We start from the raw sequence: 24161 nt of genomic DNA on the forward strand, positions 1-24161 counted from the left end.
CCAAATATTTCTGCAACGTGCTGTCGTTCCGGCAGTTGCAGCCGGAACGCCAATGTGACCAGACGCATTGTGGCCAGGACGACGGGGACCAGAGATGAAGCTTTTTTCCTGCGATCACTGCGGCAACACCCTCTATTTCGAGAATGATACCTGCGAGCGCTGCGGGCATGCCCTGGGCTATGCCCCTCAGCATAACGCACTGATTTCACTGGAAGATGACAATGGCGCCTGGGCAAGTCCGGCCTTTCCAGGCCAGCACTTCGTCTATTGCGCCAATGCGGCCCACGGCGCCTGCAACTGGCTGGTCCCGGCCGCGCCCGGAGGCGAGATCTATTGCGCCGCCTGCCGGCACAATGAAACCATTCCCGACATATCCGATCCCGCCAACCTCAGGCGCTGGCAGACCATCGAGCGGGCCAAGAAGCGGCTCGGCTATTCGCTGATCCGGCTGGGCCTGTCTGTGCAGACCCGTGCCGAAGACCCCGAGCATGGGCTGGCTTTCCGCTTCCTTGCCGATGATCTCAGCGCCCCCGAGCGGGTCATGACCGGACATGCCAGCGGCATCATTACCATTGCCGTGAGCGAGGCCGATGACGCCGAACGCGAATACCGGCGCACCAGCATGAACGAGCCCTACCGCACCCTGCTGGGCCATTTCCGGCATGAAATCGGACATTATTACTGGGCCCACCTGGTCGCCGACCGGCCGCCACTCGCCCAGTTCCGCGCCCTGTTCGGCGACGAAACCCCTGACTATGGGGAAGCTCTGGCGGCATACTATGCCAATGGCGCGCCAGCCGGGTGGATGCAGACCCATATCAGCGCCTATGCCACCGCCCATCCCTGGGAAGACTTCGCCGAGACCTTCGCGCATTACCTGCATATCGTCGACACGGTGGAAATGGCCGGTGCCTTTGGCATTCGCGCCAGGCCCCGCACCGGCGACGAGGCCCTCACCCTACCGCCAGTGACCTTTGATCCCTATCTCGAGCCGGACATGGCCGTCATCATCGACAACTGGGTGCCGCTGGCCTCACTGCTCAACAATCTCAACCGCGCCATCGGGCAGCCCGACGCCTATCCTTTCGTGCTGACCCAGCCCGTCATCGACAAGCTGGCCTATATCAACACTTTGGTGCACCAGGCGCCTGCCCGGGACCAGCTGGACCGGCTTACGACCGTCGCGTGACCTGATCGTAGGGTTCAAGGGCCGCCTTGAGGGCCTGGAGATCATCGGGCAGCTCCGCCTCGAACATCATTTCCTCGCCCGTGGCGGGATGCTCGAAGCCCAGTTCGGCCGCATGGAGGGCCTGCCGTCCCAGGGCCTGCACCACCTCGGCCAGAGCCGTGGGCAGCTTGTTGACCTTGGTGGCAAAGCCGGGGGCATAGAGAAGGTCCGAGACCAGGGGGTGGCCGATATGGGCCATGTGCACGCGGATCTGGTGGGTCCGGCCGGTTTCGAGCTGGCACTGGATGCGGGTGACATCCCAGCCTTCGCCCCGGAAGCGGGCTTCCACCGCATAATGGGTAATGGCCTCGCGGCCGCTCTTCAGCACCGCCTGCTTGAGGCGGTTGCCCGGGTCGCGTCCGAGCGGCGCGTCCACCGTGCCCATGCCCGACTTGGTCGAGCCCCAGGCATAGGCAATATAGGCGCGATGCAGCGGCCCGGTGCGGCCGTGGTCGGCAAATTGCTCCGAAAGGTGCTTGTGCGCCTTCTCGGTCTTGGCCGCCACCATGACGCCCGACGTGTCCTTGTCGAGGCGATGGACGATGCCGGGGCGCTTGACCCCGCCAATGCCCTTGAGGCTGTCGCCGCAATGGAAGATCAGCGCATTGACCAGTGTGCCCGTGGGCGAGCCGGGCGCCGGATGCACCACCATGCCGACCGGCTTGTTGATGACGATCAGGTGCTCGTCCTCGTAGAGGATGTCGAGGGGAATGTCCTCGGGCTGCGGATCCGGATCCTCGGGGGGTGGGGCGAGAAGGACGATTGTCTCGCCGGCCCTGAGCCGGTATTTGGGTTCGGCAACGGTCTTGCCATCGACCGAAACAGCGCCGGACAGGATCAGGTCCTTGATGCGGCTGCGGCTCAGCGCATCATGCGCCCTGGCCAGCATCGCATCGAGCCGGCCGCCTTCCATGGCGGCATCGACAGCAACTTCAATGGGCTCGCCCTCAAACTCGAAATCGGTATCGTCTGCCATGAGCAATCCTGAACACAATCCGTCTCATGCCGCCGACTACAAGCTGTCCCCGGAGGCGCAGGAGGCTTTCACCAAGGTCCGCCGGAGGTTTGCCTTCTCGATGGGCATCATGTTGCTCGGCTTTATGGCGATTGGTTTTGCGATTGTCTATCGCGTCATGCGCGACAGTCCGCCGCCCGCAACGGCCGAAACCGTCGCGATTCCTCAAGGTTCCGAGGTGATTTCAGCCATCACTACCGATGGCACGATCCAGGTGACGTTCAGCGCCGGCGGCCTGATCATGCTCAATGTCTATGATGCCGGAACGGGCGCGCTACAGCGCAGCGTGACCATCGGGGTGGAATAGGCCAAGCCCAACACACGCACCGCGCCGTCCTCGGGCTCGACCCGAGGACCACTCTCCACAGCGCGGGCGCATCGGCCGGCCCTCGGATCAAGTCCGAGGGCGCCGCGGTGTTGTGGATAGGATGGATCACCCAATCAAGTCGGGTGTGACGGAACATAAGACGGCGCGCCGGGGAGACTCTACCGTCCCTGGATTTCCTTGAGCGCGGCCAGACGGTCGGATACGGCGCCGCGCTGGCTGTTGGCCGGCGTGGGCAGGATTTCGATCCCTTCGCCGTCGTCGGCGAAACGCTGCACGCGATCGAAGAGGCTTTCCTCGGGCAGCACGTTGACTGGCGTGTCGTGCTCGACCGCATAGACCAGCCGGCTGACGCTGGCGGCAATGTCATTGAGCTTTTCGCGCAGATGCGCTTCCTCGAAGCGCTCGCTTTCCCAGTCAAGCAGGATTCCAGCCTCGACCTTGCTGACCTTGTCGCGCAGCCGTTCGATTTCCTCTTCCATGGAAAGCTTGTCGGCAAGGAGCTGCTCGACCCTGCCCTCGGACTTTTCCACCACGTCGCTGGTTTCGGCCAGGAGCGCGTTGAGCCGGTTTTCGGCGCTGGCAATGCGCGCCTCGGCAGCCACGAGATCGGCAGCATCGGCCTCGCGCTGCGCCTCACGCCCGGCCAGCGCATCGCGCATCTGGGCAATGGCGGCACTGGCCTCGGCGCTGCGGCGATCCGAGTTTTCCAGCCGGTCGATCAGGCTCTTGGCCTGGTCTTCGAGGAAAGCAGCGCGCTTGCGCTCGATGGCGAGCGCGGTGGTAAGCTGGTCGATATCGGCTTCGTATTCACCCGAGAGCGCCACACCGTCGACACGGGTGGCCTTGGCAAGGCCACCGCGCAGGCTGTTGCGCAGGGTCTCGATCTCTTCGTTGCGGGTTTCGAGCTCCCGGTCGCGCTTGCGCAGGCGATTGCCGAGGTCGGCGCCGTCCTTCTCGAGTTCGAGAATGCGGGCCCGCAACTCGACCTCGCGGCTTTCGAGCTCGTGCACGACCGCCAGGTGCCCCTCGCGCTCGGCCTTGAGCGCACCGAGATCGGTGCGCTTCTGATTGACGTCGCTGAGCTGTTCGGCAAGGCGCTTGCGCAGGGCCTCGACATTCATTTCGAGGCGACGGGTCGAAAGCGCGAATTCGGCGCGCAACTGATCCTTGTCGGCCCGGAATTCGGCCATGGTGATGGGCGTCGCCGCCTCGATGCGCCGCTTGGTCAGCCGCACGGCACGCTTCCAGACTGCCGGCATGATGATGAGCGCGACCAGGCCCGCCACCATCAGGCCCAGCGCGAAGTACATGATGTTTTCGATCAGCATGCTTTGCGGCCTCCGGGCGGCAAAACGCCTGCCTTGGGACTTTCATTGAACAGTTTGGCAGCGAAGACGGCTCCGGGCCATCTTCGGCTTTGCTTAACCCTAACGGGTTTGGGGCCCGCCGTCACGACAAAGCCGGGGTTTTTGGCCCCGGCTTGATGCGGAAGTGAACGTCGTGGGGTCAGAACGGGTTCCAGGTGGGTTGGGCGGTGAAGTTGAGATAGCCCACATTGATGCCGAGGCGAGCTCCGACGCCCGAGCGGATCGGCACGACCACGACATCGGCGCGCTTGGTCACGGTCATGCCGACGCCACCGATGACATAGGCGGACCCATCGACACCCGGATAGCGTCCGAGAATGTCCTGGATGGAGGAGAGATTATAGACCAGCATCATCACCTTCGAGCCGTCTCCGCCGATGTCGAGGCCGATGCTGGGGCCCTGCCAGTAGATTTTGAACTGGCCGGCATTGCGGGTGTAGAGCGTGCCCTCGCCATACTTGGCGCCGACGAACAGCGCCCCGCCGGCTTCCTCGCCCAGGATATAGCCATTGGGCTGGCCATACTGGCTGACCGCGCGCTCGACCACCGAGGCCAGGCCCTGCGCCGCCGAGCCAAAGAATTCGCGGCCGCTCTCGACCAGCTCATCGCCCGAAAACGTGTCGCTGAGTGACCCTTGCGCATGGGCCGGTGCGCCGAACGCCCAGAGGGCGGCGAAAAGAGTGGCAAGCTGGGCAAGGCGCTTGAACATGGCAGGTCTCCCGTGGCGATCGCGCACCTTTACGAAGACCTTAAGGTCTCGCCCCTAGTCTGGGGGCCCGGAATGGCGATCATTTGGGCCAATCATGCTACAAACCTCTAAACAAATCTTAACCATGATCGCCCTGTTTCTGCCGCTTTTCGGGCTCTCCAGCGCCGCGATCACCCCGGTATCGGCACAGTCCATCGTCACCTGGGTGCAGACCGACCCGCTGACCGGCATCGCCCTTGATGGCATGGACCCGGTTTCCTATTTTACCGAACCGCAGCCCCTGCCCGGCCGGCCGGAGCTCGAATTCACCTGGATGGGCGCGCCGTTCCAGTTCGCCAATGCCGCCAATCTCGAAGTCTTCTCGCGCAACCCGGAAATCTATGCTCCCCAATTCGGCGGGCACGGCGCGATGAGCATGTCGCGCGGCTTCGTCTCGGACAGCGATGCCGCGATCTATGTGGTCTACAAGCAGCGGCTCTATCTCTTCTATTCGGCATCCAACCGGGAGGCCTTCCTGCTGGCGCCCGATGCCGCGGCGTTGCGCGCCGAGGAACACTGGCAGGTTCTGTCCAAAACACTCTCGACACGGTAGTCCGCACCGGCCGCGCGCTTTATTGTCGCCTTACTGATTCTCGCCATTTACCGCCGCCTGGCGCCCACGGAGACCTGCCACCATGGACATTATTGAGCTCAAGGCCACCGACCTCGCCGCCATGCTGTGCTCACGGGTCTGCCACGATCTCATCAATCCCATCGGCGCCATCGGCAATGGTCTTGAAGTCCTGTCCGATCCCAGCCAGGGCGAAATGGCCGAGGGCGCGCGCGACCTCATCGCCAGCGCCGCCAGGCAGAGTCGCGCCAAGCTCGAATTCGCGCGCCTCGCCTACGGCGCCTCCTCGACCGCGGGCACCGATATCGACACGCGCGAATGCGAGCGCGTTGCCCGCATCCTGTTCGAGATCGAAAAGGCCGACCTCGAATGGAACGTGCCGCTGATCCTTCTGCCCAAGCACAAGGCCAAGCTGTTCATGAACATGCTGCTGATCGCAGCCGGCTCTGTGCCGCGCGGCGGCCTCGTGACCGCTTCGATCACCGGTCCGGCCGGCGAGGAAAAGTTCGAATTCACCTCCAGATCCGACCCGGAAAAGCGCCAGAAGACGCTGGTTCCCTCCGGTTCTGCGGGCCTGCTTTCGGGCATGCCCGAGGAAGGCTCGGTCGATGCACGCGGCATCCAGCCCTTCTATACGGGCCTGCTCGCCCGCATGACCGACATGGAGGTCAATATCGGCCTCGAGAACGACATGTTCTTCTTCACCGCCGTGCCCAAGGCCAAGGCCGAAGCCGCCTGAACCAGCCAAGCCGCTGCCAGGAATAGAAATTTTACCAAGCGCCGTAGCCCTGCTGCGGCGCTTTCGCTTGAGCACGCTAACCTTTCGCCAACCAATTGGACGGCATAGTGGGGACAAGTGTCACACCGGTCCCAGGGCTATTTCATGCGCACGTGCCTGATCGTCGATGATTCCAGCGTGGTGCGCAAAGTCGCGCGTCGCATCCTGGAAGACCTCGACTACATCGTGGACGAGGCGGAGGACGGCCAGGAAGCCATCGACAAGTGCCGCCAGGAAATGCCCGACGCCATCCTGCTCGACTGGAATATGCCGATCATGAGCGGGCTGGAATTTCTAAAACTCCTGCGTGCCTATGTCGGGGGCGAAAAGCCCCGCGTCATCTACTGCACGGTCGAAAATGACATCGGCGCCATTGCCCTGGCCCTCAAGGCCGGCGCCAATGACTACATGATGAAGCCCTTCGACCAGTCGGTGCTGATCTCAAAGTTCCAGGACAAGGCCGCGGCGGCCTGAGTCAAAAGCCCAGCCCTCACGTTTACCGTCATCACCCGACTTGATCGGGTGATCCATCTTGCCTTTCCGGGGCGGCGCGCCGAGATGGATTGCCCTGTCGCGCCGGGCAATGACGATGGGGGCTCTCGCCTAGCCCCCTTCTTCCGCTCGTCCCAGCAGAAACGCCTTTTCCCTTGCATTGCGCGTGAGGCCGGCCGCCTTGCGGAATTCATCATTGGCCTCGTCGTGGCGGCCGAGCTTGCGCAGGATGTCGCCGCGCACCCCATAGAGCAGATGATAGTTTTCGAGGGCCGGGGCCGTTAGCAGGGCGTCCACGATAGGCAGGGCCGCTTCCGGCCCGCGCGCCATGGAGACCGCCACGGCCCGGTTGAGCTCGATGACCGGCGAGGGCGTCACCTGGTTGAGCAGGCCATAGAGCGCCGCGATCTGCCCCCAGTCGGTATCCTCGGCCTTGCGGGCCCGCGCGTGGCAGGCGGCAATGGCCGCCTGCAGCGTATAGGGCCCGGCAATGCCGCCCATCTGCTGCGCCCGGTTGAGGCCCGCAAGGCCGCGCCTGATCATCAACTGGTCCCAGAGAGCCCGGTTCTGGTCGGGCAGCAGCACCGGCTCGCCCTTTGCATTGGTCCGGGCCTTGGCACGCGAATGCTGCAGCTCCATCAGCGCCAGAAGGCCGTGGACTTCTGACTCGTCGGGAATCAGCGTCACGAGGATGCGGCCCATGCGCATGGCCTCCTCGCAGAGTTGCGGCCGCATCCAGTCTTCGCCCGATGTGGCCGAATAGCCCTCGTTGAAAATGAGGTAGAGCACGCCCAGCACCGAGGACACGCGCTCTTCGCGGTCCTCCCCGCGCGGCACTTCGAAGGGCACATTGGCCTCCGCAATGGTGCGCTTGGCGCGCACGATGCGCTGCCCGATGGTCGTGTCATTGGCGATGAAGGCGCGGGCGATCTCCTCGGTGGTAAGCCCCCCGATCAGCCGCAGGGTCAGCGCCACCCGGCTCTCGGGCGGCAGGATGGGGTGGCAGGAGGTGAAGATCAGGCGCAGCAGATCATCGCCGACATCGTCGTCCATTCTGTCGTGGAGGGCGGTCTCGGTGTCAGGCACCTCGTCCTCCATGTCGCGGCCCAGCGTTTCGAGCTTGCCTGCCGCCATCTTGCGGTGGCGGAAATAGTCGATGGCCTTGCGCTTGCCCGCCTGCATCAGCCAGGCACCCGGATTGCGCGGCACGCCGGTTTCCGGCCAGGTGCGCAGGGCGGCCATCAACGCTTCCTGCGCCAGCTCCTCGGCGAGGGAAATATCGCGCACCATGCGGGTGAGGCCGGCGATCAGTCGCGCCTGTTCGAGCCGCCAGACGGTGGCGATGGCACGGTCGGTTTCCCGCCGTCCCGCTGCTGCGGCCTCGCTCATGGCTCCCATCCTCCCGCTGATGGTCCGTGATTCCAGAGAATGAGAGCATCAGTGTCCTGGCGGTTCGGTCAAGGGAAAAGCCGGGGCATCGCAACCCCGGCTTGAGCATGGCGGCCTAGAACATGCCCTTGGACGTCTCCCCCTTGAGGAAGGGGGAGATGAAGCCCATCAGCAGATCGGTCTGGTTGATGACGGCGGTGTGCGAGGTCGCCGGGAGGATGGCGAGGCGCGAGGCCGAGAGCGGATTGCCCATGTCTCCCGCCATACCGCCGCCGAGGAGCTTGAACATGCTCACGAGGTGTTCGAGCGTCATCATGTCGGCATCGCCGGCGATGATCAGCACCGGGACGTCAAGCTTGCCGACGTCCTCGCCCCAGGCCAGCGGCTCATGCTCGAGGGCAATCATGCGCTCGACAAACGGGCGGAAGCCGTCCGGATCCGGAGCGAACTGCTTCCAGGCATCCTCCATGGGCGAACCGATGAACATTTCGGGCGCCATGGTCGGGATCATGGCGAGGAATTCGGGCTGCGCCCCCTCCATGTCGTAGGACACCGAGACAGCCACCAGCTGGTCGACCTTTTCCGGGTGGTCGATGGCCAGTTTGAGGCCCGTGGCCGCGCCCATGGAATAGCCGAAGATGTCAGCGCGTCCGATGCCGACGGCATCCATGAAGGCGGCAACGTCGCCAGCCATGTTCGGATAGGTGATCGGGCGATCGATGTCATTGGTGCGGCCATGGCCCTGTGTTTCGAGCGCATAGACCGTGTGGGTCTCGGCAAGGCGCTCGATGATCGATCCCATGGAAGGGATGTTCATATAGGCGCCATGCAGCACGATCATCGGCTCGCCCTCGCCGGAAACCTCGTAATACATGTTCATGCCATTGACCTCGACATAGTCGCCCTTCGGCGCGGTCTGGGCAAAGGCGGGCGTGGTCGCCAGCAGGACTCCTGCAAAGAAGATGGTGCGGATCATTTTTCGACTTCCTCCAATGGCGCAGCCGGCGCCTTCATGCAGACGACGGAACGGCGGATGGCCGTTCGACATGGGGACATGAAGTTTTTTGATTTGATCCGAAGCGCCGTCACCGGCCGATGCAGGCAGGCGTGGCCTCCGCTCCCACGGTCCCGCCCTCGGGCTTGACCCGATGGCCATTGTTGACGCGCACGACATGGAGACTTTTTCGGGTGGCGGAGTGGCCCTCGGGTCGAGCCCGAGGGCGAAACTGTTCGGGTGGCCAGACCGTGTCCTTCACGCAGCCTCGCCCAAAACGAAAAACCCCGCGCCGGGGCGCGGGGTTCTTGCTATTCGCAGCAAGCCTGAAAGATCAGGCGACGTTCTCGTTGTAGACGTCGTTCTCGTCGGGCTCGCGCAGCACATAGCCGCGGCCCCAGACGGTCTCGATATAGTTCTTGCCGCCGGTGGCAACGCTGAGCTTCTTGCGCAGCTTGCAGATGAAGACGTCGATGATCTTCAGTTCCGGCTCGTCCATGCCACCATAGAGGTGGTTGAGGAACATTTCCTTGGTAAGGGTGGTCCCCTTGCGGAGCGAGAGCAGCTCCAGCATCTGGTATTCCTTGCCGGTCAGGTGCACGCGGGCGCCCTGCACTTCCACCGTCTTCGTATCGAGGTTGACCATGAGGTCGCCGGTCGAGATGACCGACTGGGCATGGCCCTTCGAACGGCGGACGATGGCGTGGATGCGGGCCACGAGTTCGTCCTTGTGGAACGGCTTGGTCATGTAGTCGTCGGCGCCGAAGCCGAGACCACGGACCTTGTCCTCGATGCCAGCGAGACCGGAGAGGATGAGGATCGGCGTCTGCACCTTCGCAACGCGAAGGGTGCGCAGCACCTCGTAACCGCTCATATCCGGCAGGTTCAGATCCAGCAGAATGATGTCATAGTCATAGAGCTTACCGAGATCGACGCCTTCCTCACCCAGATCGGTGGTGTAGACGTTGAAACTTTCGGACTTCAGCATCAGCTCGATGCTCTGCGCCGTGGCGCTATCGTCCTCAATAAGGAGTACCCGCATTATATTCCCCTTGTCATTCGTTCCTGCTGGAACACGCGGGTGGCAAGGCCATTTTGCCTGTCCCGCTCCAACCCTACTGGATATGACTGAAGCCTAAGCCCAACTAGTTAACAAAGTTTAATTCCGATCCGCAATACGCAAAGAGCGTTAGTACAACTTTATATTAAGTTATTGAAAAACCACGCTAAATGCCCTTAAAATTTCTTAAGGTACTACATTAAGAAAGGGTTCCAAGAGACTCTTGGGACTCAACCATTCCGGGCATTTGGGGGGAGTTTCGCCACAATTGCGCCACCAGACGCAATTCGCCGATCATCACTGCCAATAGCGCTTTTGCGTTAATGATCGGTTACGATCTGATTCGCCCCGGGGAGCGATTCGAGCCCCGCCGGAAACCATAAGTACGGCACCGGACTCGCCCCTGGCTATCCATGATGAACGACCTGTGAACCCACAATGAGCATGAAGGCGCTGATCTCGGCCATCGATTCCATCGACGACGTGGAAGTGTTCGGCCGCGTCCGCTCGGTCCAGGGCCTGCTCATCGAGATCGTCGGCCCGGTGCGCGAGCTGCGCGTGGGCGGCCGTGTCATCATCGAAACCACCGACGGCAACAATCTGGCCGCCGAGATCATCGGCTTTCGCGACGGCCATGCCCTCTGCCTGCCCTTTGGCGAGCTGGGCGGCGTGCGCATGGGCTGCAAGGCGGTGTTTCGCCGCCATGACGGCTCGGTCAATCCCTCCGAAGGGTGGCTGGGCCGGGTGGTCAATGCCAATGGCGAACCCATCGATGGCCTCGGACCGCTGCCGCGCGGCGCAACGCCCTATCCGCTGCGCCAGTCTCCGCTGGCCGCCCATGACCGCACTCGCGTCGGCGAGCCGATCGAGCTGGGCGTGCGCTGCCTCAACACCTTTACCACCATGTGCGAGGGCCAACGCATGGGCATCTTTGCCGGCTCCGGTGTCGGCAAGTCGGTGCTGATGTCGATGCTGGCGCGCAATACCGATGTCGATGTCTCGGTCATCGGCCTCATCGGCGAGCGCGGGCGCGAAGTGCATGAGTTCATCCAGGAATATCTCGGCGAGGAGGGCCTGGCCCGCGCCGTGGTGGTGGTCGCCACCTCCGACGAAGCCGCGCTGATGCGCCGGCAGGCGGCCTACATCTCCATGTCGATCGCCGAATATTTCCGCGACCATGGCAAGCGCGTGCTCTGCATGATGGACAGCCTCACCCGCTTTGCCATGGCCCAGCGCGAGATCGGCCTCTCCATCGGCGAGCCGCCCACCGCCAAGGGTTATCCACCGACCGTTTTCACCGAATTGCCGCGCCTGCTGGAGCGCGCCGGGCCGGGCACACCGAATTCGGGCTCCATTACCGGTCTATTTACCGTTTTGGTGGAAGGTGATGATCACAATGAGCCCATTGCGGATGCCGTTCGCGGGATTCTCGATGGGCACATTGTGATGGAGCGCGGCATTGCCGAACGGGGGCGTTACCCGGCCGTCAATGTGCTCCGGTCCATTTCGCGGACCATGCCAGGATGCGTGCCCGACCATGTCCGGCCCACCCTGTCCCGAGCCCGCGAGCTCATGTCCATTTTCTCGGACATGGAGGAACTGATCCGGCTGGGGGCTTACCGGAAAGGGTCAGATCCAAACGTGGACCGCGCCATCGCCATCAACCCGCAGCTGGAGGCATTTCTGGGCCAGCAGCGGGACGAGACGACGACGATATCAGAGGGCTATGCGATGCTGGCCCAGCTGATCGCCGAGGCGGATGCGCGGAACTGATGGGCAGGCCAGAATGTGTACGGCCCGTCCGGACTGACTTGGTGTGTAAGGAGTACAGGTCGTGAAATCGCGCAGCGAGAGCCTCATCCGGCTCAAGAAATTCCAGGTTGACGAGAAGCGCCGCCAGGTGACGCAGATCGAAATGATGGTGGCCGATTTCGAACGCATGGCGTCCGAACTCGACCAGCAGATCGAGATCGAGCATACCAAGACCGGCATTTCCGATGTCGCCCATTTCGCCTATTCCACCTTTGCCAAGGCGGCGCTGACGCGCCGCGACAATCTCCTGGCATCGGCCAATGACATGAAGGGCAAGCTCGAAGCCGCGCAGGACGCGCTGGCCGAGGCGCTCGAAGACCTCAAGAAGGTCGAACTGCTCGACCAGCGCGAACACCAGCGCGAAAAGGACGAGCAGAACAAGATCGAGCAGGAAAACTATGACGAAGTGGCGCGCCTGCGCTACCGCCGTCAGTAAGTCCCCCCCTACTTCGGAGCTAACCAGAAGGCCCGCCGCAAGCGGGCCTTTGCTTTTGCTTGCCCTATTTCCTGATTTCTCAACAAAATGAATAACATCGCCCAAAAAGCCAAGAATACTTACTCAATTGTACAGTTGTCGCCGATGAAATAGTATCGCCGCAAAGCTCTGCATAGTCATGTCTGGGGAGGACTATATGATCAGTCGGAGAACTTTGCTGCTTGCTGGGGCGGCGACATCGGCATACGCACTGCTCGGCGCCATACCGGTCTGGGCGCAGGACGACGAGTTTATCTGTGCCGCGGTGGACGAAATCGGACTGGACGAGGCCGAGACCGGGACCTCGGAAGGCGGATCGAGCATTGCCGCCAGCGCCGAGGACGAGGCCGGCGTCGCCCAGTTTGCCGCCGCGCTCGAGGAAACCGGCCTGACCCCCTATGGCACGGCCAGCGCCGGCAGCGTGTGGCGCCGCAGCGACGGCAATACGCCGAACGGCGAGCGCATAACCCTGGGCATCCACTTCATCGATGGGAATGCGGACAAGAGGAACAGGGTCGCGACCCTGGCGTCGCGCTGGCTGGCCGGGCCGCTCGGCAACATCCTCGCTTTCGACTTCGGCGTCGCGCAAAGCAATGCGCAAATCTCGGTGCTGTTCGAAACCAACAAGAACAGCTCCCTGATCGGCCGGGCAAGTCGAAACAGCGCCAAAAGCGGCCCGACCATGCATCTGGCCCAGACCGACGAACGGACCGTCTGCCACGAATTCGGCCACGCCCTGGGGCTGCGCCACGAGCATGCCAATCCCAACAATCCGGTGGTCTGGAACAAGGCCGTCGTGATCGCTGACATGGCGCGGCAAGGCTGGACCGCCAGCATGGTCGAACACAATATTTTCCAGAAGTTCGGCCCCGAATATGCGTGTCTGGGCGACCCACAGTTCAATCCGGCGTCGATCATGCTCTACCCAATTCCCCGACGGTGGACGCAGAACGGTATGGAATTTGGTCAGAACATGCAGATCGGCGAGGGCGACTACAAATGTCTTCACGCGCTCTATGGGGCTTAGTCCTCACTGCCGGCATGCTGGCGCCCGCTGCTGCCAGCGAAGCGGCGGTGTTCCAGATCAAGGTCTATTCAAAAGCCACCAACACCCTGCTCGATGTCGGCTCGGGATTTCTTGCCGATGCCAGCGGCCTCCTGGTCACCGCCAAGCACGTCGTCCGGCCTGAACAGAAGTCCGGTAGGCGCTACGAGATCAATTTCGGCAGTCTGGCGCAGGTTTTCCCGGCCTATGTCATGGAATGCGATGACGACGAGGCGGTAGACCTCTGCGTGCTGCGTATCCGCCCCAGGGACGTCGAAGTCGCGCGCATCGAGCATCCCATGCCAATGCTGTGCCGATCGATGGCTCGCGATGAAGCAATTGTCTCGCTCGGCTATCCGCCTGGACTGATGACGTCGCTCAGCCGCTCTCCCGGCCTGGTGATCGGTGAGGCCGATGCTGATTTTCTCTACCCCACCACGCTCGACATCGTTCCGGGCTGGAGCGGCGGTCCCGTTCTTGCCGGCGATTGGGCTGTCGGCATCAATGCCGGCGCCCTGTCGATCGGCGATGTGACGTTCGAGAATGCGGTGCTGATCCAGCCGCTCTTCCGCGCTGGATCGATGTTTATGGATACCGGCCTGACCTGTCCAAAGACATTGCCTGTGACCAGCACCCTGGCCATAACCACCGATTCACCGCCCGAGCCCGTAGCGGCGCGAGAAGTGCCCGGCTCGGCCGTCTCTCCCCTTTCCGGCATGGCCGCCACCGATATGGCCACCAACGACACGACCCCTCCGGTAGCAGCAACCTGCGATACCATCACCTACGAGCTTCCGGTGCGGATTCCGGTTTCCAGCCAGCCGGAAGTGAATGTCTACCGCCAGGACATCCGACCGACGGACGGCTGCATGCTGGGCGAGGTGGAAGTATTCCCTGACCAGCACCCAATCCGCTCGTTCAATATCGGCCGCGAGGAAGCGGGGGTGGTGACGGTGACCTACAAATACTTCTCACGGACCGATGCGGAAGTCGTGGCGGTGCTCCGTATCGAGGCCCGGCAAAGCAAGGTGCTGCACGCGGCCATCGATTTCGGCCTCAACAGCAGCCAGTGGGCCTTCGACGGCGAATGCGATGACCCGCGCTTCGGTGGCCCCGGCATGGCTGTCGGGCCGGTAACGGCTGACTTCTGGGCGGATGCCACCGATTGTGCGGCCGCTTTCGCCAGCGGCGTGGTGGCCTATAACGGCACCCCGGACTTTGCGACGCGTCCCGATATCATCAGTTCGTATCCGGACGTGATCCAGACTGCCAGCCTCGACACAACGCAGGACGCATGCCTCCCCATGCGGGTGGTGCTGGACAGGGAACTGGCGCCCATTGGGGGCAAGGCGCAGGCCGAAGATTTCGAGCGAACGGCAACCGCCCCGTCCGGATGCCGGATTGCAGCCGTGGTATTCGAGGAGCCGGTGTCGGAAGCGCCGGGGATGTATTTTGAATCGAGGATTGACCCCGAGGGCAGAAGCGCCGTGCTCGACTATGGCTTCCGCACACTGGCGACGGAGCCTGCCCGCCTGGCGACGGCCGCCAACCTGATCCTCGAACCGGTGGATGGAGGCGATATTTTCGCCCTGCCCGCAGCGGGCGTTGCGCAGGCATTGGTACGCAATCCCTTCGGGGAAACCCTGGGCCTGGTCTCCGGCGTCATTCCCAACGATGGGACGGATATCGGCATCCTTTCGGTCACCGGGGACAATGGAATTGCAAAGCAATTCGCCATCGACTTGAGCACCGGGCTCACCAGTGGCGCCGGCGCAAGGCCCAGTGTGGTGGTCAACCTGACGCGGGAAATGCTCGATGAAGCGGAGCCATTTACCGGTACGCTCGACCCCGCCAGCGTTCTCGTACCCGCGCCGATAATGTAAGTGCAGCATAGAAAAGGCCCGCCGAAGCGGGCCTTTTGCATGTCCGGGACCGGAAGTCCCGCGCCTCGACAATTACATGTCGGTGGCGCGCTGTGCCGGGTCCTCGGCATAAGTGGCTTCGTCATATTCCGGCTGTGCTTCGAGCTGCTCGCGGGTGAAATCGCTGTAGATCACCAAATCACCATTTTCGTTGGCCGCAAACTCGAGGTTATCGAGGCCAACGGCGACGCGCTTTTCGCCAATCCCGAGGAAGCCGCCAAAGTCGATCAGCATCGCATCGACCTGCCCATCAGCGGTCAGGAGAATATCACCAACTGCGGCAATATCCTCGCCCTCCGGGCCGACCACGATGGCACCGGTCAGGTTTTCGGCGGTCAGCGCTTCAACTTCCACCGGAGCATAACCTTCACGCGGCAAGGTGTTCACCGAAGTCTGGTCAGCATCCATGGCCGGGTCAGCCGGCGCCATTGCCGGGTCGGCCGGAGCCACGGCAGGATCGGCCGGAGCGGCAGGATCCATGGCCGGATCGGCCGGCGCCATGGCCGGATCGGTACCCAGATTATCTTCCCAGATGAAGTCCGGAGCAGCGGTCAGCGCTTCGGCGGTGGTGGGCAGCACCCAGCGTTCGGTATTGTCGAAGGCGATGCCGTATTCCAGTTCCTGGAAGTCCACGGCGACGTTCTTTTCGCCAATGCCCAGGAAGCCGCCGACACCGATGACCACGGCGTGAATCTCGCCATCGACCGAGATCACCAGGTCATTGACCGTGCCAATTTCCTCTGCGTCTTCACCCATGGTCGAGAAGACCGGGGCACCCATCAGTTCGGAAACCAGGGCATCGCCTTCACCCGCAATATAGCCGGCCGACATATCCCAGGGCTCGTCCGCCTCAAGGGTGGTGTCCGCCGCAGGGGCATCGACCGCAGGGGCAGCACCGTCAGCGGCCGGAGCCGGCGTGGTTGCATCAGCCGGTGCGGTTTCGTTGGCGGGTGCCATCTCGTTGGCGGGTGCCGTTTCATTGGCAGGGGCCATCTCGTTGGCGGGGGCGACTTCGTTGGTCGGGGCCGGGGTCTGGGCGATCGCGGCCGTACCGAGGACCAGAGCAACAGCCGAGGTAGTCAGAAGCGTGCGGATCATAGTAAACTCCAAGGGTTCATCGTTGTGTGAACAGGGCCGTACGACGCAAACTTTGCCGGTATGGCGTCGTGCGGCCCGTTTATGTCCCCTCAACGCATGCAAAGCGCGAGGCGTTCCGCAGCATTTCCCGACAGAATTTCTGGAACAAAAAGAAAGAGCCGGCACCTGGTTGCTCCAGAGCCGGCTCCTCCCGCCTCCCGTTAACGGGCTATCTTTTTTGGGATTGCCCCGTCGCGTTCACGACACGCCGGGCAATCCAGGTCCCCCCGCGGCGCGGCATGGGGCGCGCAAGGGGGCCGACAAGCGCACCATAGCGCAAGCGTGATGGCGGGGCAGTGGCGGCCCGGTTAATGCGTTAACGAAAGCCTAATCGACCAGCACGGCGCTGTCGCGGTCGTAGTCGCGCATCGCCCGGTGCGGCATGCCGCCATCGAAAAACTCGGGCCCGAAGGCCACAAAACCGAGGCTTTCATAGAAGCCGAGCTTGTCGGACTGGGCCGTGAGATAGAACCGGCCCGTCCCCCGCTGCCGCGCATGGTCCATGGCCGAGACCATCAGCTTTCTGGCGATGCCCCGCCCACGAAAAGCCTGATGCACGGCTACCCGCCCGATCTTGGCATGCTCGGGCAGGTCGATCAGCCGCAGCGTGCCCACGACCTCGCCCTCGGCAATGGCCACGAAATGGGTGGCGGTGAGGTCGTATTGGTCATGCTCTTCCTCCTCCGGCACTTTCTGTTCCCAGACGAAGACTTCGCGCCGCAGCGCAAAGGCCGCATTGCAGAGCAGGGAGAAAACCGGAACGGGCAGGATATGGATTTCAGACATGGCCGCAGCCTAAAGTCGAACCGCAAGCAGGGAAAGAGCGCCCTCGCGCCTTCATCACAGCAAGGTGTTTGAACCCCGGCCGCTTTTATCGTATTGTACCGATGAACCGCGACGGCTGGGGCGAACCTGTCGAATTTGTAACGATAGTTCGACGCCTGGCCCTTAAAATCGCCAAACTGCGACCTATATACATCACGTCAGCCACTGTGCCTGCTCACGGACAGCGGCTGATTTTTCTGCCCGCGCGAGGCGGGGGATACCGCAAAGGGGGTGCGTCATGGCCCAAACCAATCTTCCTGTGCTCTCGTCCGAGGGCGGCCTTAGCCGATATCTTCAGGAAATCCGCAAGTTTCCCATGCTGGAAGCGGATGAAGAATACATGCTGGCCAAGCGCTACAAGGAACATGCCGACCCCGGCGCGGCCCAGAAGCTGATCACCAGTCACCTGCGCCTCGTCGCCAAGATCGCCATGGGTTATCGCGGCTACGGCCTGCCGATTTCCGAGGTGATCTCGGAAGGCAATGTGGGCCTGATGCATGCGGTCAAGCGTTTCGAGCCCGAGAAGGGCTTTCGCCTGGCCACTTATGCCATGTGGTGGATCCGTGCCGCCATCCAGGAATATGTGCTGCGCTCGTGGAGCCTGGTGAAGATCGGCACCACCGCCGCCCAGAAGCGCCTGTTCTTCAACCTCAGGAAGGTGAAGGGCCAGATCGCTGCGCTCGACGATGGTTCGCTCCACCCCGACCAGATCAAGCAGATCGCCACGACGCTCAACGTCACCGAAGCCGATGTCGTGCAGATGAATTCGCGCCTCTCGGGCGATGCCTCGCTCAATTCGCCCATGCGGGCGGATGAAGGCTCGTCCGAATGGCAGGACTGGCTGGTCGACGACACGCCCGACCAGGAAACCACGCTGGGCGAGACCGAGGAATTCGACGAGCGCATGGGCATGCTCAACAAGGCCATGGACGTGCTCAACGAACGCGAGCGCGCCATCTTCCAGGCCCGCCGCCTGCAGGACAATCCGGCGACGCTCGAAGAACTGGCCCAGCAATATGACGTCAGCCGCGAGCGCATCCGCCAGATCGAAGTCCGCGCCTTTGAAAAGGTGCAGGACGCGGTCAAGGAAGCCGCGGGGGCCTGATCGGCACATATCTTGAATTGAGAACGCCCCGGTGATGAGCCGGGGCGTTTTGTTTTGACGGGGATGGGGTGGAAAGGCGACAGGCGGCCTCTGGAAACGCCATAGAGAAGCAGACGTGAAAAGACAGTCAGTTTTGCCCAGCCAAAGCCGACGAAATGCGAACCTGGCTATGAAAAGCGTGCGGAAATCTTGATTTATGCAACGGCGTCTAACAGTTTGACAGTAATGGAGATAGCTTGCCGACTTCTGGATCGGGGCTCTAAGAAGATCAGCTCGTTTGACTAAGTGCGGCGCCTCGCGCTGTTGGGGGAAGTATGAAGTCCGTTGTGACGATTAACGCCTCGTTGCCCAACGTCGATGATCGGTTCGAGTACTTCTCGGGTGCATCGCTCCGGGATTACGACATCGCGCTATTCGATCCCACTTTGCCATACCTTACCCGGATTGAATTTAGTGGCGGCGGTTCTTGCATAGACATCGAAAGTACGAAGCAACTGGGTTCCGCAATGAAGCATTGGGCGACGGAAATCGGCGGCGCCCTCTCGGCAGGCAAAACGATCTTTGTGACTCTCGCTGAGTATCAGGAAGACTCCGGCGCCAGCGGCTATGAAGTAGGCGCCAGAGGTCGCAGGTCCTACAACACTTACGCGCTACACAATTACCAAGCTTTGCCGTTTCGCCTCTCGGTTAAAAATGCAAAAGGGCGACAAATAACAGTGGCGGACGGGATGTTTAGAGGTCTCTTGGACACTCTAAAGGAGGTTGCCTCTTATCGAGTTATTTTGGATGAGAGCGCCGGCAAACCAATATTTGCCGCCAAGGACGGAGCGGCAGTTGGCTCTGTGCTGAAACCAAAGGGTATGTCGGGCCACCTCGTGCTGCTGCCATACTTCAATATGATCGAGTACGACACCGACGATCCCGAAATGTGGTCCGACAAAGCTGAGCGGCTGTCGCATGGCATTGTTGCGCAACTCCTCGCCGTGGATAAAGCACTTAGGGCCGAGGGAGCCATATCACCGCCGCCCAATTGGCTAGCCACCGCACCTGTACCTAAGCAAGTGGAGGTGCTGTCCGCGGAGGTCGCGCGGATCGATGCCGAGGTCGGTCTGCTAGTTAGCAGCAAAGAAGAAAAGCTGGCAAAAACCGAGGCCTTGATGGCTCATTCGCGTTTGCTGTTCGAGACCGGCAAGCCCTTGGAGGCCGCAATAGAGGCCGCTCTTCAACTGCTTGGCTTCACGGTGGAGAACTACCGCGCGGGCGACGTAGAAATTGATCATATCTTCGTCGGGCCCGCAGGAGTCCGGATGATTGGTGAGTCGGAGGGCAAGGAAAATTCGTCAGTAGACATCACCAAGTTTAGACAGCTTGAGTCTAATATCAACGAAGACTTTCAGCGAGAAGAGGTAACCGCACCGGCCAAGGGAGTGCTGTTCGGCAATGCCTACAGACTTATTGAGCCCGCGCTGAGGGCGGATCATTTTACGGCCAAGTGTCTGACCAATGCAAAGCGATTGGGAACAGCGCTCGTGCGCACATCAGACCTTTACGATGCGGTCGTTTTCATCCTAGATCACCCCAACAATCATCGTTTTGTAGAGCTCTGTAGAACGGCAATCGAGGAGACAAGAGGCGGCATCGTGGTGTTCCCCGCGCCTCCTGATAACTCGCCCACTAGCCGAGGCGATTAGTTTGCACTCAAGATGGCGACCAAAGGCGGCTTTGGGAGCTCGCGACTAGCCCTGACGTCCGAATAGGGGTCGCCTCCGGCCCGACTGGTTTCCGCCGCATTTTCCGCCCCACCGGTCGTCACGTCAGGCTTGAGCCGAGGCTTCTGCACCTGGAAGGAGCGCGGGCAGCGACAAAATTGTTCGCGTCCCCGTCTCACAAAATCACACCGGCAAGTGAAACGCCCTCGGCTCAAGGCCGAGGGTCACGCGCGTTGCGTGGGGGCGGGACGGCACGTTTCGGGCAAAAGTAATCCCCGCTCCCTCACCATCCCCCATACTCCCCGCATCACCCGGCGCGGCGGCCTGCAGGCGAACAGTGGCCGGGTGAGCCGGGTGGGGCTTTTGCCTGTCCCACAGGTTCCAGTCCGGCCGCGACGGGACGAGCGATCCCCCACCGCCGGACAGTTCCAAAAACCGGCGCCCCGGGGCGGTATGCGTCTCGTTTTTTTGTCTCATGAGGCGCTAGCCGCCTCGGGGTCCGTCCAATCACCAACCGGAAGCGGCGGCGCTGTCCGGCGCATGCGCATGGCCACGATGCATCCTTTTGCCCGTGAGAACGTATTAACCCCGTCGCGACAATATGACTGGACGGAAGGCCACGAAACGCCGAGGTCTTGCCCTTGTAACGCCCCAATGGGGGTCTTACATTCGCCCCAACACTGGCGCGCTCCGAGCGCTGGCCTCTCCGGGACAGGATTTGATGAACGGAAACTTCCGCAACTTCGCCATCTGGCTGGTCATTCTCTTCATGCTGATGGGCCTGTTCCAGGTCTTCCAGTCTTCGACGCGGACCATGTCCGTGGGCGAAAAGAGCTACAGCCAGTTCGTGAGCGACATCGAGGCGGGTCGTGTCTCAACCGTGACCATCACCAATAATGTGGTCTCGGGCCAGCTCAGTGATGGCACGCGGTTCGAAACCATCATCCCCGATGGGGCTGATGTCATCTCCAAGCTCGAAAATGCCAATGTGAGCATCACGGCCCGCGCGCCGGAATCGAGCCCCTTCTGGTCGATCCTGCTCTCGAGCTGGCTGCCCTTCCTCGTCATCATCGGCGTCTGGTTCTTCTTCATCAGGCAGATGCAGGGCGGTGGCCGCGGCGGCGCCATGGGCTTTGGCAAGTCGCGCGCCAAGCTGCTGACCGAAACCCAGGGCAAGATCACCTTCGAGGACGTGGCCGGCGTTGACGAGGCCAAGCAGGATCTCGAGGAAATCGTCGAATTCCTGCGCGATCCCGGAAAATTCCAACGCCTGGGCGGCAAGATCCCGCGCGGCGTCTTGCTGGTCGGCCCGCCCGGTACCGGTAAGACTTTGCTGGCCCGCTCGGTCGCCGGCGAAGCCAATGTGCCCTTCTTCACCATTTCCGGTTCCGACTTCGTGGAAATGTTCGTCGGCGTTGGCGCCTCGCGCGTCCGCGACATGTTCGAACAGGCCAAGAAGAACGCACCCTGCATCATCTTCATCGACGAAATCGACGCCGTCGGCCGCCAGCGTGGCGCCGGTCTCGGCGGCGGCAATGACGAACGCGAACAGACCCTCAACCAGCTCCTCGTCGAGATGGACGGCTTTGAAGCCAATGAGGGCATCATCCTGATCGCCGCCACCAACCGTCCCGACGTTCTTGACCCTGCCCTGCTGCGTCCCGGCCGTTTCGACCGTCAGGTCGTCGTGCCGAACCCCGACGTTTCGGGCCGCGAAAAGGTGCTCAAGGTTCACGTCCGCAAGGTGCCACTGGCCCCCGACGTCGACCTCAAGGTGCTGGCCCGCGGTACGCCCGGCTTCTCTGGTGCGGACCTGATGAACCTCGTCAACGAGGCGGCCCTGATGGCGGCGCGCAAGAACAAGCGCTTCGTCACCCATCAGGAATTCGAAGACGCCAAGGACAAGATCATGATGGGCGCCGAGCGCCGCACCATGGCCATGACCGATGACGAAAAGAAGCTGACCGCCTATCATGAAGCCGGCCACGCCATCATCGCATTGAAGGTTGCCGGCATCGACCCGATCCACAAGGCCACCATCATCCCGCGCGGTCGTGCGCTGGGCATGGTGATGACCCTGCCCGAAACCGACAGCTATTCGTTCAGCCGCGAGAAGGCGCTGGCGCGCCTGACCATGCTGTTCGGCGGCCGCGAGGCCGAGATCATCAAGTTCGGCCCTGAAAAGGTGACGTCGGGCGCTTCGGGCGACATCCAGATGGCCACCAACCTCGCCCGTTCCATGGTGATGGAATGGGGCATGAGCGAAAAGCTCGGCCGTGTGCGCTACCGCTCCAATGACCAGGAAGTGTTCCTCGGCCATTCGGTGACCCAGTCGCAGAACATGTCGGACGAGACCGCCAAGCTGATCGACGAGGAAGTGCGCAAGCTGATCGAGGACGGCGAGTCCTCTGCCCGCCACATCCTGACCACCTACAATGACCAGTGGGAAGCCATTGCCCAGGCGCTGCTCGAATTCGAGACGCTGACCGGCGACGAGCTGCGCGCCCTGATGGATGGCAAGCAGCCGGTCCGCCCGGACGACAGCGGCCCGGCCGCCCCCAAGGCGACCGGTGTGCCTTCGGCCGGCAAGACCGGCAAGAAGCGCCCGGACAGCCCGCCCGAAACCGGCATGGAACCGCAGCCGGAAAGCTGACGGTACTGTGGCCAAAATGCCAAGGGTCGCCCTCGGGCGACCCTTTCGCTTTGCCATCCACTTTCTAATGCCGCGCAAAGTGGTATTGAATCTCAAAGACCAGTGAATCGGGGGACGAGCCCATGGCCCGTAGATATTTTGGCACCGACGGCATTCGCGGCCTGGCCAATGGCGACAAGCTGACCCCGGAACTGGCGCTGAAGGTGGGCATGGCGGCCGGCACGAAATTCGTGCGCGGCGACCATCGCAATCGCGTGGTGATCGGCAAGGACACAAGACGCTCCGGCTACATGATCGAGCAGGCCCTGACCGCGGGCTTCACCGCCGTGGGCATGGATGTCTATCTGCTGGGGCCGATGCCGACCCCGGCCGTGGCCATGCTGACCCGCTCGCTGCGCGCCGATCTCGGGGTCATGATCTCGGCCTCGCACAACCCCTACGACGACAATGGCATCAAGCTGTTCCGGCCCGATGGCTACAAGCTCAGCGACGAGCTGGAGCTGGAAATCGAGGCGCTGGTCGACAGCGACATGACCAGGTACCTGGCCCGTGGCCGTGACATTGGTCGCGCTCATCGCGACGAGGAAGCGCGTACCCGCTATATCGAATATGCCAAGCGCACCCTGCCCCGGAACATCGACCTGACGGGCCTGCGCGTCGTGCTCGACTGCGCCAATGGCGCCGCCTACAAGGTCGCTCCCATTGCCCTCTGGGAACTGGGCGCTGAAGTCTTCACCATCGGCGCCGAACCCGATGGCTTCAACATCAACCACAAGGTCGGCTCCACGGCCCCCGAGGCGGTTGCCGCCAAGGTCAAGGAAGTGCGCGCCGATATCGGCATCGCGCTCGATGGCGATGCCGACCGCGTCATCATCATCGATGAAAAGGGCAATGCCGTCGACGGGGACCAGTTCATGGCCGTCATCGCCCAGAGCTGGATGGAGCGGCAGATGCTCATGGGTGGCGGCATCGTCGCCACCGTGATGAGCAATCTGGGGCTCGAGCGCTATCTCGGCGGCCTCGGCCTCACCCTCGAGCGCACCCAGGTGGGCGACCGCTACGTGCTCGAGGCCATGCGGGCCAAGGGCTTCAACGTGGGCGGCGAACAGTCCGGCCATATCATCCTCAGCGACTTCACCACGACGGGCGATGGCCTCGTGGCGGCACTGCAGCTGCTGGCCGTGCTCAAGCAGATCGAGCGCCCGATCTCGGAAATCTGCGCCCGCTTCGAAAAGGTGCCGCAGCTGCTGCGCAGCGTGAAGTTCAAGTCGGGCAAGCCGCTCGAGCACAAGCAGGTCATCCAGGCCATTGCCGATGGCAATGCCATGCTGGGCACCAGCGGGCGCCTTGTTGTGCGCGCATCGGGCACCGAGCCGGTGATCCGGGTCATGGGCGAGGCCGACGACGCCATGCTGGTGGAAACCGTGGTGGGCCAGATCGAAACCGCCATCCGCCAGGTGGCCTGAGCCGCCACAAGTATTGACAAGGACTTAACCCGACGATGCGTA

Annotated in this window: 21 protein-coding genes; 13 read left to right on the top strand and 8 right to left on the bottom strand. The window is 62.3% G+C overall.

What is annotated here, in order from left to right; genetic code table 11:
- Positions 1-94: 94 nt before the first annotated feature.
- Positions 95-1189: a zinc-binding metallopeptidase family protein gene (locus MQW79_RS10060; RefSeq protein WP_476584356.1), complete on the top strand. Its 1095-nt coding sequence runs from the start codon at positions 95-97 to the stop codon at positions 1187-1189.
- Here the strand turns inward: MQW79_RS10060 and MQW79_RS10065 are convergent.
- A complete protein-coding gene (locus tag MQW79_RS10065; RefSeq protein WP_476584357.1) occupies positions 1173-2204 on the bottom strand; it encodes an RluA family pseudouridine synthase in 1032 nt (343 codons plus the stop codon). The two genes, MQW79_RS10060 and MQW79_RS10065, sit on opposite strands and share 17 nt — an antisense overlap.
- Between MQW79_RS10065 and MQW79_RS10070 the strand changes: the two genes are divergently transcribed.
- Positions 2203-2550 (top strand): DUF6476 family protein, encoded by a 348-nt coding sequence (locus MQW79_RS10070; protein WP_476584358.1) that lies wholly within the window; start codon positions 2203-2205, stop codon positions 2548-2550. The genes MQW79_RS10065 and MQW79_RS10070 overlap by 2 nt on opposite strands.
- Positions 2551-2729: 179 nt before the next feature.
- On the opposite strand, the gene MQW79_RS10075 is transcribed toward MQW79_RS10070, so the two are convergent.
- Together MQW79_RS10075 and MQW79_RS10080 are read right to left on the bottom strand one after the other, a co-directional pair.
- A complete protein-coding gene (locus MQW79_RS10075) occupies positions 2730-3899 on the bottom strand; it encodes a hypothetical protein (protein WP_476584359.1) in 1170 nt (389 codons plus the stop codon).
- Between the two features lie 178 nt (positions 3900-4077).
- Positions 4078-4647 (bottom strand): DUF1134 domain-containing protein, encoded by a 570-nt coding sequence (locus MQW79_RS10080; RefSeq protein WP_476584360.1) that lies wholly within the window; start codon positions 4645-4647, stop codon positions 4078-4080.
- A 124-nt stretch (positions 4648-4771) separates the two neighbouring features.
- On the opposite strand from MQW79_RS10080, the gene MQW79_RS10085 reads away from it, so the two are divergent.
- From MQW79_RS10085 to MQW79_RS10095, 3 genes are all read left to right on the top strand, one after another.
- Complete coding sequence (locus MQW79_RS10085; RefSeq protein ID WP_476584361.1) at positions 4772-5239, top strand: YHS domain-containing (seleno)protein; 468 nt, start codon at positions 4772-4774, stop codon at positions 5237-5239.
- 82 nt (positions 5240-5321) lie between these two features.
- Positions 5322-5996, top strand: a complete 675-nt coding sequence (chpT, locus tag MQW79_RS10090) for a histidine phosphotransferase ChpT (protein WP_476584362.1) — start codon at positions 5322-5324, stop codon at positions 5994-5996.
- 144 nt (positions 5997-6140) lie between these two features.
- A complete protein-coding gene (locus MQW79_RS10095) occupies positions 6141-6509 on the top strand; it encodes a response regulator (RefSeq protein WP_476584363.1) in 369 nt (122 codons plus the stop codon).
- 129 nt (positions 6510-6638) lie between these two features.
- Here MQW79_RS10095 and MQW79_RS10100 read toward each other — a convergent pair whose 3' ends face one another.
- The 3 genes from MQW79_RS10100 to ctrA form a co-directional block, all read right to left on the bottom strand.
- Positions 6639-7916, bottom strand: a complete 1278-nt coding sequence (locus MQW79_RS10100) for an RNA polymerase sigma factor (protein ID WP_476584364.1) — start codon at positions 7914-7916, stop codon at positions 6639-6641.
- A 115-nt stretch (positions 7917-8031) separates the two neighbouring features.
- A complete protein-coding gene (locus MQW79_RS10105) occupies positions 8032-8796 on the bottom strand; it encodes an alpha/beta fold hydrolase (RefSeq protein WP_476588213.1) in 765 nt (254 codons plus the stop codon).
- A gap of 448 nt (positions 8797-9244) precedes the next feature.
- On the bottom strand, positions 9245-9952 hold the full coding sequence (gene ctrA / locus MQW79_RS10110) for a response regulator transcription factor CtrA (RefSeq protein ID WP_198878170.1): 708 nt from the start codon (positions 9950-9952) through the stop codon (positions 9245-9247).
- 462 nt (positions 9953-10414) lie between these two features.
- Here ctrA and fliI point away from each other — a divergent pair, with 462 nt between their 5' ends.
- The 4 genes from fliI to MQW79_RS10130 all read left to right on the top strand — a co-directional run bounded on the left by fliI (position 10415) and on the right by MQW79_RS10130 (position 15185).
- The gene (gene fliI, locus MQW79_RS10115) at positions 10415-11743 is read left to right on the top strand and encodes a flagellar protein export ATPase FliI (protein ID WP_476588214.1); all 1329 of its coding nucleotides are present in this window, start codon (positions 10415-10417) and stop codon (positions 11741-11743) included.
- A gap of 61 nt (positions 11744-11804) precedes the next feature.
- The gene (gene fliJ, locus MQW79_RS10120) at positions 11805-12218 is read left to right on the top strand and encodes a flagellar export protein FliJ (RefSeq protein WP_476584365.1); all 414 of its coding nucleotides are present in this window, start codon (positions 11805-11807) and stop codon (positions 12216-12218) included.
- Positions 12219-12414: 196 nt separating this feature from the next.
- A complete protein-coding gene (locus MQW79_RS10125; protein WP_476584366.1) occupies positions 12415-13284 on the top strand; it encodes a zinc metalloprotease in 870 nt (289 codons plus the stop codon).
- On the top strand, positions 13257-15185 hold the full coding sequence (locus MQW79_RS10130; protein ID WP_476584367.1) for a S1 family peptidase: 1929 nt from the start codon (positions 13257-13259) through the stop codon (positions 15183-15185). Before MQW79_RS10125 ends, MQW79_RS10130 begins: the two co-directional genes overlap by 28 nt.
- Before the next feature lie 72 nt (positions 15186-15257).
- Here the strand turns inward: MQW79_RS10130 and MQW79_RS10135 are convergent, their stop codons facing one another.
- Both MQW79_RS10135 and MQW79_RS10140 read right to left on the bottom strand, forming a co-directional pair.
- Positions 15258-16322, bottom strand: a complete 1065-nt coding sequence (locus MQW79_RS10135) for a PRC-barrel domain-containing protein (RefSeq protein WP_476584368.1) — start codon at positions 16320-16322, stop codon at positions 15258-15260.
- A 366-nt stretch (positions 16323-16688) separates the two neighbouring features.
- A complete protein-coding gene (locus MQW79_RS10140) occupies positions 16689-17147 on the bottom strand; it encodes a GNAT family N-acetyltransferase (protein ID WP_476584369.1) in 459 nt (152 codons plus the stop codon).
- A 277-nt stretch (positions 17148-17424) separates the two neighbouring features.
- Here MQW79_RS10140 and rpoH point away from each other — a divergent pair, with 277 nt between their 5' ends.
- The 4 genes from rpoH (at position 17425) to glmM (ending at position 24119) form a co-directional block, all read left to right on the top strand.
- On the top strand, positions 17425-18291 hold the full coding sequence (rpoH, locus tag MQW79_RS10145; RefSeq protein ID WP_476584370.1) for an RNA polymerase sigma factor RpoH: 867 nt from the start codon (positions 17425-17427) through the stop codon (positions 18289-18291).
- Positions 18292-18605: 314 nt separating this feature from the next.
- Positions 18606-19982 carry a hypothetical protein gene (locus tag MQW79_RS10150; protein ID WP_476584371.1) on the top strand — a complete coding sequence of 459 codons (1377 nt, stop codon included), beginning with the start codon at positions 18606-18608 and terminating at the stop codon, positions 19980-19982.
- Positions 19983-20721: 739 nt separating this feature from the next.
- On the top strand, positions 20722-22653 hold the full coding sequence (gene ftsH, locus MQW79_RS10155) for an ATP-dependent zinc metalloprotease FtsH (RefSeq protein WP_476584372.1): 1932 nt from the start codon (positions 20722-20724) through the stop codon (positions 22651-22653).
- Positions 22654-22775: 122 nt separating this feature from the next.
- Positions 22776-24119 carry a phosphoglucosamine mutase gene (gene glmM / locus MQW79_RS10160; protein WP_476584373.1) on the top strand — a complete coding sequence of 448 codons (1344 nt, stop codon included), beginning with the start codon at positions 22776-22778 and terminating at the stop codon, positions 24117-24119.
- Positions 24120-24161: the final 42 nt, after the last annotated feature.

The sequence above is a fragment of the Devosia sp. Micro-HW1 genome (genome assembly GCF_056341075.1).

Bases quoted from the DNA above. Each gene is read 5' to 3' on its own strand.
- MQW79_RS10060 (WP_476584356.1), top strand. From the start codon at position 95: ATGAAGCTTTTTTCCTGCGATCACTGCGGCAACACCCTCTATTTCGAG.
- MQW79_RS10070 (WP_476584358.1), top strand. From the start codon at position 2,203: ATGAGCAATCCTGAACACAATCCGTCTCATGCCGCCGACTACAAGCTG.
- MQW79_RS10065 (WP_476584357.1), bottom strand. From the start codon at position 2,204: ATGGCAGACGATACCGATTTCGAGTTTGAGGGCGAGCCCATTGAAGTT.
- MQW79_RS10075 (WP_476584359.1), bottom strand. From the start codon at position 3,899: ATGCTGATCGAAAACATCATGTACTTCGCGCTGGGCCTGATGGTGGCG.
- MQW79_RS10080 (WP_476584360.1), bottom strand. From the start codon at position 4,647: ATGTTCAAGCGCCTTGCCCAGCTTGCCACTCTTTTCGCCGCCCTCTGG.
- MQW79_RS10085 (WP_476584361.1), top strand. From the start codon at position 4,772: ATGATCGCCCTGTTTCTGCCGCTTTTCGGGCTCTCCAGCGCCGCGATC.
- chpT (WP_476584362.1), top strand. From the start codon at position 5,322: ATGGACATTATTGAGCTCAAGGCCACCGACCTCGCCGCCATGCTGTGC.
- MQW79_RS10095 (WP_476584363.1), top strand. From the start codon at position 6,141: ATGCGCACGTGCCTGATCGTCGATGATTCCAGCGTGGTGCGCAAAGTC.
- MQW79_RS10100 (WP_476584364.1), bottom strand. From the start codon at position 7,916: ATGAGCGAGGCCGCAGCAGCGGGACGGCGGGAAACCGACCGTGCCATC.
- MQW79_RS10105 (WP_476588213.1), bottom strand. From the start codon at position 8,796: ATGAACATGTATTACGAGGTTTCCGGCGAGGGCGAGCCGATGATCGTG.
- ctrA (WP_198878170.1), bottom strand. From the start codon at position 9,952: ATGCGGGTACTCCTTATTGAGGACGATAGCGCCACGGCGCAGAGCATC.
- fliI (WP_476588214.1), top strand. From the start codon at position 10,415: ATGAAGGCGCTGATCTCGGCCATCGATTCCATCGACGACGTGGAAGTG.
- MQW79_RS10125 (WP_476584366.1), top strand. From the start codon at position 12,415: ATGATCAGTCGGAGAACTTTGCTGCTTGCTGGGGCGGCGACATCGGCA.
- MQW79_RS10130 (WP_476584367.1), top strand. From the start codon at position 13,257: ATGTCTTCACGCGCTCTATGGGGCTTAGTCCTCACTGCCGGCATGCTG.
- MQW79_RS10135 (WP_476584368.1), bottom strand. From the start codon at position 16,322: ATGATCCGCACGCTTCTGACTACCTCGGCTGTTGCTCTGGTCCTCGGT.
- MQW79_RS10140 (WP_476584369.1), bottom strand. From the start codon at position 17,147: ATGTCTGAAATCCATATCCTGCCCGTTCCGGTTTTCTCCCTGCTCTGC.
- rpoH (WP_476584370.1), top strand. From the start codon at position 17,425: ATGGCCCAAACCAATCTTCCTGTGCTCTCGTCCGAGGGCGGCCTTAGC.
- MQW79_RS10150 (WP_476584371.1), top strand. From the start codon at position 18,606: ATGAAGTCCGTTGTGACGATTAACGCCTCGTTGCCCAACGTCGATGAT.
- ftsH (WP_476584372.1), top strand. From the start codon at position 20,722: ATGAACGGAAACTTCCGCAACTTCGCCATCTGGCTGGTCATTCTCTTC.
- glmM (WP_476584373.1), top strand. From the start codon at position 22,776: ATGGCCCGTAGATATTTTGGCACCGACGGCATTCGCGGCCTGGCCAAT.